This window comes from Sporosarcina sp. USHLN248 (genome assembly GCF_037144575.1).
GTDB lineage: Bacteria > Bacillota > Bacilli > Bacillales_A > Planococcaceae > Sporosarcina > Sporosarcina contaminans.
The window spans coordinates 1-11306 of sequence record NZ_JBBCZC010000066.1 but is presented as its reverse complement, the minus strand read 5'-3'; the positions used below and the strand labels follow the sequence as shown (position 1 = coordinate 11306).

Below are 11306 nucleotides of genomic sequence, written 5' to 3'. Positions count from 1 at the left end.
CTTTCGTTTACTTGTTTCTCGACAATTCAAGTATAAAAGAAATGGTGATTACGTGCTTTTTTGGGGTTCTATAATATTTGTGTGAATACCCCAACAAATATTATAGAACCAGAAAAAGAAGCCTCTCAAAAATTCAGCGAATTAATGAAAGGCTTCCATATTTAAGGTGATTTTGTGTAGCTTATGACCAATAAAATGACCACGGTTTGATGATAAGTGCTCTAACCCTTGGTATATCAAGGGCTTAGAGTTTTCCTTACATCATGCCGCCCATGCCGCCCATATCAGGCATGCCGCCGCCAGCTGCTGGTGGTTCAGGCAAGTCTGCTACGACTGCTTCAGTTGATAGGAACATAGCCGCTACAGAAGCTGCGTTTTGTAGAGCTGAACGAGTTACTTTTGTCGGGTCTACGATACCTGCTTGCATCATGTTGACCCATTCGCCGTTTGCAGCGTTGAAGCCGATGCCGACTTCTTCGCGTTTTAGGCGATCGACAACGATTGAGCCTTCAAGGCCAGCGTTTGTTGCGATTTGACGTACCGGCTCTTCCAGTGCACGAAGAACGATTTTCACGCCAGTTGCCACGTCGCCTTCAGTGGACTCAAGCAATGTTTCAACTTTTGTATAAACGTTCACTAATGCTGTACCACCGCCGGATACGATACCTTCTTCAACTGCAGCGCGAGTAGAGTTCAATGCGTCTTCAATGCGAAGTTTACGCTCTTTCAACTCTGTTTCTGTCGCTGCGCCGACTTTGATAACCGCTACGCCGCCAGCCAATTTTGCAAGGCGTTCTTGTAGTTTCTCTTTGTCGAACTCAGAAGTTGTTTCTTCAAGTTGTACGCGGATTTGGCCAACACGCGCATTGATTGCATCTGTATCGCCGTTTCCTTCAACGATTGTCGTATGATCTTTCGTAACAACGACTTTCGCTGCACGTCCAAGTTGTGTAATATCAGTAGATTTCAAATCAAGTCCAAGATCTTCTGTAATGACTTGACCGCCAGTTAAGATGGCAATGTCTTCAAGCATCGCTTTACGACGATCACCAAATCCAGGAGCTTTAACAGCTACTGCGTTGAATGTACCGCGAAGTTTATTGACAACAAGTGTTGCAAGTGCTTCGCCTTCAACGTCTTCTGCGATCATAAGAAGCGGTCTGCTTTGTTGAACGACTTGTTCAAGTACAGGAAGGATTTCTTGGATGTTCGCAATTTTCTTGTCAGTAATTAAGATATAAGGGTTTTCAAGAACCGCTTCCATCTTATCAGTGTCTGTTGCCATGTATGCAGATGCATAACCGCGGTCGAATTGCATACCTTCTACAACATCAAGCTCAGTTGTGAATCCTTTTGATTCTTCGATTGTAATAACGCCGTCGTTGCCAACGCGCTCCATCGCTTCAGCGATCAAGTTGCCGACTTCTTCGTCGCCTGATGAAATTGCAGCAACTTGAGAGATTTCTTGTTTGCTTTCGATTTCATCAGAAATGCCTTTCAATTCTTCAACTGCTGTTACAACCGCTTTTTCAATTCCTTTACGGATACCGACTGGGTTTGCACCAGCTGTTACGTTTTTCAATCCTTCACGGATCATCGCTTGCGCCAATACTGTTGCAGTCGTTGTTCCGTCACCAGCGATTTCGTTCGTTTTGGAAGCAACTTCAGCAACCAATTTCGCACCCATATTTTCGAATGCATCTTCAAGTTCAATTTCTTTTGCGATTGTCACACCATCGTTCGTAATAAGTGGAGAACCGAATTTACGCTCTAAAACAACGTTGCGCCCTTTTGGCCCAAGCGTCACTTTTACAGCGTTCGCAAGTGTATCAACACCACGCAGCATTGCGCCGCGAGCATCTTCATTAAATTTAATTTCTTTAGCCATTTATGAATTCCCTCCTGATTTTTCGTATCTTTCTATGAGCCTTCAAAGATCATCGTAAACTTACATCCAACCTCCACTTACAAAGTAAGGGCATATGCTGAACTATTTATCCGATGATGGCTAAAACGTCGCTTTCACGCAAGATTAAATATTCATTGCCTTCATACTTCACTTCAGTACCAGCATATTTTGAGAAGATAATGCGGTCGCCTTCTTTTACTTCCAAGTCGACACGCTGGCCGTTCTCAAGAACGCGCCCTGTTCCTGCCGCAACGACTTTGCCCTCTTGCGGTTTTTCTTTCGCAGAATCCGGCAGTACGATACCGCTTGATGTCTTTTCTTCCGCTTCGATTAGTTCGATAACGATACGGTCACCTAATGGTTTCAACAAGTGAAACAACCTCCTCGACATGATATCTTCTTTTTTAGCACTCAGTAATCACGAGTGCTAATACATTTCCTATCATAATAAAGTTGTCCAATAATTGCAAGTAAAATACTCGCATCTATTTCTCTTTGCTAAACTTTCTTATAACCGCTAAAATGGACATCATAAGAAAGGACGTTATTAATGAAAAATTGGAAAATCTACATAAGTATCGTCGCCATTTATTTATTGATGCAATTCGGAAGCCTTCCGCTTCGAGACATGTTTATCGGCTATTTCCAAACTAGCGGCATGAGTGAGCTCGATGCGATTATGTATGGCATTGCTTGGGGGCTTTTCATTGCAAACGTAATTGCCGCCCCGATCATGTTTTTCATGACGACACGCAATAAAAAGTTTTGGAACATCTTCAAAAAAGGAAAAAAAGCTTCCTTTGGGAAAACAATATTATGGGGCGTCTTAGGATTTTTACTCGCGATGGCCGGCCAAATGCTCGCTGCTATAATTGAAATGTCTCTTGGCATTATGCCTGGTTCGCAAAACACATCCGATTTAGGAAATATAGCAAAAGTAGCGCCAATTATTATTATTTCCATCGTGATTTTCGCCCCTCTATTAGAAGAACTCGTTTTTAGACGAGTGCTGTTCGGTGGTATTTATACAAAAACGAACTTCTGGATAGCCGCCATTGCCAGCGGTCTTATCTTCGCAGCTGTCCACAACGAATTTGAACATTTGCTCATGTACATGACGCCAGGCCTCATCTTCGCGTTCATTTATTATTACACTCAGCGCATTTGGGCACCGATGATCTCCCATATGCTCATGAACGGCTTTGTGACCATTGCACAATTGAATGCAGACAAATTGGAAGAAATTCAAAAAATGAAGCAAGCAATTATTATTTTCTTCCAATAAAAAACTGCCTTCCAAATACGTGGGAGGCAGTTTTATTTTTAAAATGAAGAAAAGAGCGAAAAAACAAGGAAAAAGATCAGTATTACTCCTAAAACAACACCAAATGCGAACACAATTGCTAGGACACCTAATCCTCGCCATGCAGAAAAGCCATGAACGAGGCCTATTCCTTTACACGAAATGACCGTCCATAAATTCCAACGCCAATGGAAATCATATTCGTTAAAAAATAAATCCCAATTGGCAAATTGATAGGAATTAAGGGATCTGTTGGAGCTTCAAATAGACGACTCCCGTAAACAGCTAACAATAAAAAATTCATAGGAGCGAGCCATATGATCGGAATCGTGCCTGCAGGAACGATACGTGCCATATCGCTAAACGTGCCAGTTCCCCCAAGCCATTTCCCAATCCATGTATAGAGTACAGACGAGAGCCACCATCCTAATAACGCACCGATATAGTTTGACGAGAACGCTAGTAAGACAATCGCAAGTAGCGGCAAACCATCGAACAAACCAGTTGATGCTGAGACGAAAAAACCACTACCAATTGTCCCCAAGAAAAAGATGAAAAATCCATAGCGAGCCGTCTTTTCCTTAAGCATATATCGAAGTGTATCCGTCGGCCGACTCCAAATGGAAATTAAAGGATTCATGCATTTCCCCTCTCTTTGTTCAAACTATGCCCCAATGAACATCTATATCTATTATACAGAACTTTCCTACTTTATTACACGATAAAAAAACCGCCCTTGAAGGTAGCTTCAAAAGCGGACTTCATTTTATTTATTTAGTTTACTCATCACTTCATCAATTTGCCGTTGTTGCTCGGCTTTCACTTCTTCTAACTTACGCTTCTTCTCCGCCTTCAAATATTTTCGATAACCAACCTTACTTATCAAAATACTAATTTCGTATAGGATGAACAATGGTACCGTCACTAATAGATGTGACATAATGTCTGGCGGCGTAATGAATGCCGCAATGACGAACAGGCCAAAATAGGAATACTTCCGGAATTTCGCTAACAATTTCGGATCCAATATGCCTAATCGAGATAAAAACAAGAGAACGATCGGCAGCTGGAACACGATACCGAACGGGATTAAAATTTGGAATAGAAATGTGAAGTATTCATTAATGCCGATCGTCTGTTGAATGTCCAAATCTGCAGATAGGTTCATCATGAAATTCATCGCAAACGGCAGAAGAACAAAATATGAAAATGCTATCCCTCCGATAAAAAGAAGAAACGCATAAGGTATATAGCTGAGCGTCGCTCGCCTTTCCGTCTCATGTAAGCCCGGCGAGACGAAAGACCAAAATTGATACATAATGACTGGCGAAATCAATACAATCGCCAAGAAAACGATTACTTTTAAGTAAATTACAATTGGATCAACGACAGTAAATGCGTGAAAATCGACATTTCCCGCTCGATCCTGTAAAAAATGAATAATCGGCTTGGCCAAAAAGAAGCTGCCAATTACCGCAATAACAAAGAAAACGACGATAACTATCAGCCGTTTTCTAATTTCATCTATATGCTCAATGACGGTTAAATTTTTTTCTTTCATCGGACAGACATCCTTACTTATTGCACGTCGTTTTTCTTGTCTTCAATCTTTTGCGCCTTTTCATCATCATCCGATGCGAGGCCTTTAGTTGCATTTTTAAATTCACGCAATGAAGAGCCGACTGCTTTTCCAATTTCGGGCAACTTCTTAGGTCCAAAAATGAGTAATGCAATTATTGCAATTAAAATTAAACTCGTTACACCTGGAGCCATTTCGGACACCTCCCTCATAATATGTCTATTCTACACGAAAAATGCTTGTATTACTATTGACAGCAGCATTATAATTGTGAATCTTTTACGTCATTTTTAATGAAATAAATTAATGCCTGCAATTCAATAGATAAATCGATCGTATGCACACGCATCGAATCGGGAACGGAAAGGCGAACCGGGGTAAAATTGAGAATTCCTTTCACACCGATCTTCTCCAATCTATCCGCAATTTCTTGTGCCACCCGAGCAGGAACTGTCAAAATAACAATGTCGATTCCCATCTCCATAATCTTTTCTTCAATTAAATCCGGATGAAAGACCGGGATATTGCTAACGGTCGTTCCAGTTTCTGGCGCTTTCGGGTCGAATGCAACAACAATTCGAGTGTTATGGTTCTTTTGGAAATTATATTTTAGAAAAGCATTTCCTAAACTTCCTACTCCGATTAGGGCGACATCCGTTTCTTCATCTTGATCAAGTGCTTGGCGGAAAAAATGGAGAAGGTCCATTACATCGTAGCCGTAGCCTTTCCTGCCTAACGCACCGAAATGGGAAAAGTCGCGGCGAATGGTAGCCGCATCAATTTTCATCGCTTCGCTTAACTCGCTGGATGATATGCGTTTTTTGCCGGCATTCGCGAAGTTCTGAAGGAACCGATAATATAATGGAAGGCGCTTAGATGTAGCCTGTGGAATTTTTGATGTTACCTCTGCCATTTTGTACCTCCTTGGCATGCATCGTAAAGTGCTTTCTCCGGTCACCGGAAAAGTATCTCGACAGGGCAATGGCACCCCACCTTTGGGGACGTCTGCTGAGTCGAGCTTAAAATACGTGAAAATGGCATAGAGCCCTTCATTCGCATGAATGGTATTGAATAAAGGTAGACCGTTTCCATCGTACAGCAGTTCACACTTTCTGTAAAGCCGCCCCGTTGCACCGATCTCTACATTCGATTACACTAAATAAGAATAGAGGTGCGATCATGATCATTTTACAAGTGAATGGACTTACGAAGTCCTTTTCTGGAACAAATATATTAGAAAACGTCCGTCTTGAAGTGCAGCACAGAGACCGTGTCGCGCTTGTCGGCCGCAACGGTGCAGGTAAATCCACACTCCTTAAAATTATAGCCGGCGAAATGTCAGCCGACAGCGGAGATTTAATATTGCCGAAAGGTGTGCGCATTGGATATTTGGAGCAACATGCAGGAATCGATTCCACGCTTACTGTTTGGGAAGAGATGCTCACTGTCTTTAAACCTTTATTGGAGCTTGAAAATAGACTACGTGCGTTAGAATTGCAAATGTCCGATCCTGCTGTATATGAAGATGAGGAAGAATATCATCGGGTCATGAAAGAATACGACGCACTCCAAATTGAATTCAAAGATTCTGGCGGCTACCAATACGAATCTGATATGCGATCCGTATTGCATGGAATGCGTTTCTACCAAGAAGATTACGATAAACAAGTCAATCTTCTTTCCGGCGGGCAAAAAACTCGTTTAGCTCTCGCTAAAATGTTATTGAGCAAGCCTGATCTTTTAATTTTGGATGAGCCTACTAACCATTTGGACATTGAAACATTAGGATGGCTTGAGAAATACCTATTGTCGTATGAAGGCGCTATTTTAATCGTATCCCATGACCGATACTTTTTAGATCAAGTCGTGACGATTGTCTATGAAGTATCACGCAAAAAAGTGACGAAGTATAGTGGCAACTATAGCGCTTATCTATATGAAAAAGCGAAGAACTATGAACGGGACAAAAAGCTATACGAACGGGAAACTTCTGAAAAAGCGAAGTTAGAAGAGTTTATTCAAAAAAACATTGCACGCGCCTCCACTTCCAAAATGGCGAAAAGCCGCCGGAAGCTTTTGGAGCGAACGGAATGGATGGATGCTCCGGAAGGCAATGAAAAATCCGCTTCCTTCGCCTTCACAATTGAACGTCCAAGCGGCAACGATGTACTAACATTAGATGACGTATCAGTCGGCTATGAGGAGCCTGTCTCCCAACATATCAAGCTGCATGCCTATAAAGCCGATCGGATTGCGATCATTGGACCGAACGGTATCGGTAAATCTACGTTGCTAAAGACGATTGTTGGCAAACAAAAACCATTGGCAGGTTCCATCCGATACGGTACGAACGTCCAGTTTGGCTACTACGATCAAAATCAGGCTACCATTATCGGAAACGGCACTGTGCTCAATGAGCTTTGGGATGAATGGCCGATGATGAATGAAAAAGATATTCGCTCCATTTTGGGCAGATTCCTTTTCACAGGAGAGGATGTTGAAAAGCCTGTTACTACACTTTCAGGTGGAGAAAAGGCGAGACTATCCCTTGCAAAGCTGATGCTGCAAAAAGCGAATACACTCGTATTGGACGAACCAACGAACCACTTAGATTTGGATAGCAAAGAAGTGCTTGAAAATGCATTGGATGATTTCCCAGGCACCATTCTTTTCGTTTCGCATGACCGGTATTTCATTAACCGACTCGCGACAAAAGTGATCGATGTCGGTCCAGAAGGCGTCATCGAATACCTTGGCGACTATGATTATTTCATTGAAAAGAAAACGGAACTGAACGAACTATTGGAAGAACAAAATGCGGTTCAAAGAAAATCTGCGGAGCCGGTAAAACGGCAGGAAGAAAATCGTGAATTGCAAAGACAGGAAAGACGACTGACGAGAGCAATTGCCGATGCTGAAAAGAAAATGGAAGAGTTGGACGAAAAGATCGCTTCGCTGCAAGAAGAACTACTGAATCCACATTATGCAGATGATCACGTCAAACTAATGGAACTGCAGGAACAAATCGATCATTATCAGGCTGAGCATGACCTGCTTGGCGATGAATGGCTTTCCTATCAAGAGGAATTGGAAAACTTACAATAAATTAGAGCTGTCGAAATGAGCATCACATTTCGGCAGCTTTCTTACTTTTTTGATGAAAATAGTGTGTTCATTCTCCACATTCTTATCCACAAAGCAAATCACGGTATAATAGGATATAAACTACTTATGAACATTATCCACATAAATATCATTTTTTACCCACAAAGTTATCCAAAAACGAATGGACTATTAGACAAAAAATCATTAGTTATAAACAACTTATCCACAAATGTGAATAAGTACGGACGTTCCCTCTTGACAAATGCGTTTACCTTTGACGTTTGAAATGAAAAAAGAACCGCCAAAATTCGACGATTCTTTCTGCTTCCATTGTTTTATTTCCAAGAGGAAAGTGGCATTCCAGGCCTGCCATTCATCGACAATGTGCCTCGCTCACCTTCCAAATACATCATCGTGCCTGCAGCCGCAATCATCGCCGCATTGTCCGTACAAAGCGCAATCGGCGGCACGTAAAACGGAATGTTTTTCTCTTTAAACGTTTTTTCTAATGAATTTCTCAGACCTTTATTTGCAGCGACACCGCCCGCAGCAATCACTTGTTTTACTTTAAACTCCTCCGCTGCTCTTACCGTCTTTTCAGTCAAAACGTCAACGACGCTTTGCTGAAATCCAGCAGCGATTGCCTGATCATTAACCGTGCCGCCCCGCTGCTCCACATTATGCTTATAATTGATAACCGCGGACTTCAAGCCGCTAAAGCTGAAATCATAAGAGTCCGGCTCCAACCATGCACGTGGAAACTCAACTGCTTCATCGCTTTCGAGCGCCAACCGATCAATTTGCGGCCCACCCGGATACGGCAAGCCTAATACACGGGCAACTTTGTCATACGCTTCTCCTGCAGCATCGTCTCTCGTCTCGCCGATCAATTCAAATGATCCATGATCTTTCATTAATACAAGCTCTGTATGTCCGCCTGACACGATTAGCGCAAGTAACGGAAACTCCATCGGCTGCATAAGCTGATTCGCATAAATATGACCGGCAATATGGTGAACACCAATGATCGGCAGCTTGTTGGCAAACGCAAAAGCTTTCGCCGCGTTAATGCCGATCAACAGCGCACCTACAAGTCCAGGTCCTTCCGTTACAGCTACTGCATCCAAATCCGAAGGTGATAATTTCGCTTCGTGTAAAGCCTCTTCAATAACGAATGTAATTTGCTCAACATGGTGCCTGGACGCAATTTCCGGCACGACACCGCCAAAACGCTGCTGGCTTTTGATTTGAGAAGCAACGACATTGGAGATAATAGTTTGTCCATTTTTCACAACAGATGCCGCTGTTTCATCACAACTCGTTTCAATTCCTAAAATATACACGTCTTTTTCCATCATAATTCCACCCACATGACGAGCGCATCTTCATGGTCGTCCGTATAATAATTTTTTCGAATCCCGCCGTCTTGAAATCCTAATTTCCGATATAAATTTTTCGCAGGATCATTACTCACTCGCACTTCAAGCGTCATTAATTTAACGTCATTCGCTTCACACAATTCAATCGCCTTTCGCATAAGCGCCTCTCCGATTCCATATCCTCTTAAAGACTTGCGCACAGCAACATTCGTAATATGACACTCATCCAGTACAACCCACATGCCACAATGACCGACAACCGTATCCCCATCGACCGCAACAATATAATGCGCGTAATCATTACTCGTCATCTCATGCTCAAATATCTCTTCTGTCCAAGGAGTCGGGAAAGCCTCTTTTTCAATCTCCACAACAGCTGGAATGTCTTCAACCGTCATTTTTCGATATACAATCGTCTTACTCACTGTCTTGTTCCTTCCGTTGCTGTTTTAACCAATTCGCTTCCGCTTCCGCAATTCGGCGATATTCAGGTGTGAAGGCATGAACCGAACTCTCCGGATCCACCTTTTCCGCTATCGCAATCAACTTTGATGCCCTCGGAAGCTGATCAGTATACGGAGCAATCGTCACGTTTTCACACTTTTCAACAATCGCTTGCTCATGCAAACCAACATCTTTTCCTATGAATAAAACCGGACGTTTCAAATCAACAACTGCCTGTAAAACATCATTCATTGAATAATGACCATCATCCAGTAAAGAAAGCAGCTGTCCATCCTTATACTCGTAAATCGCACTATATACATTGCCTCTTCTTGCATCTACTACAGGGCATAGCACACCATTAAAATACAACCCGTTCGCACATAACACTTGTAAACTTGAAACACCAACAAGTGGCTTCTTCAACGTCCATGCTAATGTTTTGGCGATTGTCACGCCAATTCGCACGCCTGTATACGAACCTGGACCTTCTGAAACCGCAATTGCATCAATCTCATCAGGCTCCAATTTTACACGCTTAAATAAATCCTCAATCTCTGGCATTGCCTGCAAGGAATGGTTAACAGCCACCGATGTATTCACTTCTGAAAGCAATTTTCCATCCTTTACAATCGCAATCGACAATGGCGTATTCGCCGTGTCAATCCCTAACCAAATCATAACGTCATCGCCTCACAAATTCTTTCAAAACGCTCGCCTTTTGGAACAAATACCATCTTCCGAGACGTTTCTCCGCTATATATAATCCGGATTTCCATATACTCTTCCGGCAAATTTTCTTCAATTAAATGTGCCCATTCCACAACGGAAATTGCATCTCCATAAAAAATCTCATCCCAGCCTATATCCTCATCACTGTCAGCAAGACGGTACACATCCAAATGATTAAAAGGATACTGTTCTCCTTCGTATTGCTTAAGGATCGTAAACGTTGGGCTATTCACATTCCTTTTAACACCCAATCCTTTGGCAAGGGCTTTCGTAAAAGTCGTCTTACCCGCTCCAAGATCACCTTCCAATAAAACGACATCCGGCGGCGTAAGCAAAGCTGCTAACCGCTCAGCAACAATCTCTGTCTCCTGCTGTGAATGTACCTCAATTTCTTTCCGCATATTCATTTCCTTTCATCGCAGCTTTGCTTAAGTGTATCGAAATTACACTCTTAGGGAAAGCCTTTTGTATACTTCAATTACATAACACTTATATTCAATCAAAATTCATTTTATAAAACAAAAAACCGATTCTTAGGAAGAATCGGTTGACATGTAAAATTAAATGGCGGTCCCGACCGGGATCGAACCGGCGATCTCCTGCGTGACAGGCAGGCATGTTAACCGCTACACCACGGGACCAAAATTATGTATACTTCTCGACAAAGAATATAAGGTTCATTAACTGCATTTTCTTTAATAGTGATCAATTCTAACCAAAGAATCTATGTCGAAAAGATATGGGTTGCCTGGCGACGTCTTACTCTCACAGGGGGAAGCCCCCCACTACCATCAGCGCTGAAGAGCTTAACTTCCGTGTTCGGGATGGGAACGGGTGTGACCTCTTCGCTATCGC

12 protein-coding genes, 1 tRNA gene and 1 rRNA gene are annotated in these 11306 nt (G+C 42.4%); 2 read left to right on the top strand and 12 right to left on the bottom strand.

Annotation, left to right across the window (positions count from 1 at the left end; translation table 11 throughout):
* Positions 1-256: 256 nt before the first annotated feature.
* Both groL and groES read right to left on the bottom strand, forming a co-directional pair.
* Complete coding sequence (gene groL, locus WFH04_RS17335; protein WP_336825444.1) at positions 257-1888, bottom strand: chaperonin GroEL; 1632 nt, start codon at positions 1886-1888, stop codon at positions 257-259.
* Between the two features lie 106 nt (positions 1889-1994).
* Complete coding sequence (gene groES, locus WFH04_RS17330) at positions 1995-2279, bottom strand: co-chaperone GroES (RefSeq protein WP_147059641.1); 285 nt, start codon at positions 2277-2279, stop codon at positions 1995-1997.
* Between the two features lie 180 nt (positions 2280-2459).
* On the opposite strand from groES, the gene WFH04_RS17325 reads away from it, so the two are divergent.
* Positions 2460-3194 (top strand): CPBP family intramembrane glutamic endopeptidase, encoded by a 735-nt coding sequence (locus WFH04_RS17325; protein ID WP_336825440.1) that lies wholly within the window; start codon positions 2460-2462, stop codon positions 3192-3194.
* Between the two features lie 163 nt (positions 3195-3357).
* Here WFH04_RS17325 and WFH04_RS17320 read toward each other — a convergent pair whose 3' ends face one another.
* The 4 genes from WFH04_RS17320 to WFH04_RS17305 form a co-directional block, all read right to left on the bottom strand.
* Entirely contained in the window at positions 3358-3852 is a 495-nt protein-coding gene (locus tag WFH04_RS17320; protein ID WP_336825438.1) for a Yip1 family protein, read from the bottom strand.
* A 126-nt stretch (positions 3853-3978) separates the two neighbouring features.
* On the bottom strand, positions 3979-4773 hold the full coding sequence (gene tatC / locus WFH04_RS17315; protein ID WP_336825436.1) for a twin-arginine translocase subunit TatC: 795 nt from the start codon (positions 4771-4773) through the stop codon (positions 3979-3981).
* Positions 4774-4790: 17 nt separating this feature from the next.
* Positions 4791-4985, bottom strand: a complete 195-nt coding sequence (gene tatA / locus WFH04_RS17310; RefSeq protein ID WP_336825434.1) for a twin-arginine translocase TatA/TatE family subunit — start codon at positions 4983-4985, stop codon at positions 4791-4793.
* Positions 4986-5053: 68 nt separating this feature from the next.
* Positions 5054-5704, bottom strand: coding sequence for a redox-sensing transcriptional repressor Rex (locus WFH04_RS17305; RefSeq protein ID WP_336825432.1), 651 nt, complete (start codon positions 5702-5704; stop codon positions 5054-5056).
* A 266-nt stretch (positions 5705-5970) separates the two neighbouring features.
* On the opposite strand from WFH04_RS17305, the gene WFH04_RS17300 reads away from it, so the two are divergent.
* Complete coding sequence (locus WFH04_RS17300; RefSeq protein ID WP_336825430.1) at positions 5971-7896, top strand: ATP-binding cassette domain-containing protein; 1926 nt, start codon at positions 5971-5973, stop codon at positions 7894-7896.
* A 335-nt stretch (positions 7897-8231) separates the two neighbouring features.
* Here the strand turns inward: WFH04_RS17300 and tsaD are convergent, their stop codons facing one another.
* The 6 genes from tsaD to rrf form a co-directional block, all read right to left on the bottom strand.
* Positions 8232-9251 carry a tRNA (adenosine(37)-N6)-threonylcarbamoyltransferase complex transferase subunit TsaD gene (gene tsaD, locus WFH04_RS17295; protein WP_336825428.1) on the bottom strand — a complete coding sequence of 340 codons (1020 nt, stop codon included), beginning with the start codon at positions 9249-9251 and terminating at the stop codon, positions 8232-8234.
* Entirely contained in the window at positions 9251-9700 is a 450-nt protein-coding gene (rimI, locus tag WFH04_RS17290) for a ribosomal protein S18-alanine N-acetyltransferase (RefSeq protein WP_336825426.1), read from the bottom strand. Before rimI ends, tsaD begins: the two co-directional genes overlap by 1 nt.
* On the bottom strand, positions 9693-10400 hold the full coding sequence (gene tsaB / locus WFH04_RS17285) for a tRNA (adenosine(37)-N6)-threonylcarbamoyltransferase complex dimerization subunit type 1 TsaB (RefSeq protein ID WP_336825424.1): 708 nt from the start codon (positions 10398-10400) through the stop codon (positions 9693-9695). Before tsaB ends, rimI begins: the two co-directional genes overlap by 8 nt.
* Entirely contained in the window at positions 10397-10852 is a 456-nt protein-coding gene (gene tsaE, locus WFH04_RS17280; RefSeq protein WP_336825446.1) for a tRNA (adenosine(37)-N6)-threonylcarbamoyltransferase complex ATPase subunit type 1 TsaE, read from the bottom strand. Before tsaE ends, tsaB begins: the two co-directional genes overlap by 4 nt.
* Before the next feature lie 164 nt (positions 10853-11016).
* Positions 11017-11092, bottom strand: a tRNA-Asp gene (locus WFH04_RS17275).
* 105 nt (positions 11093-11197) lie between these two features.
* Positions 11198-11306: ribosomal RNA gene (gene rrf, locus WFH04_RS17270) — 5S ribosomal RNA — on the bottom strand; the annotation flags it as partial.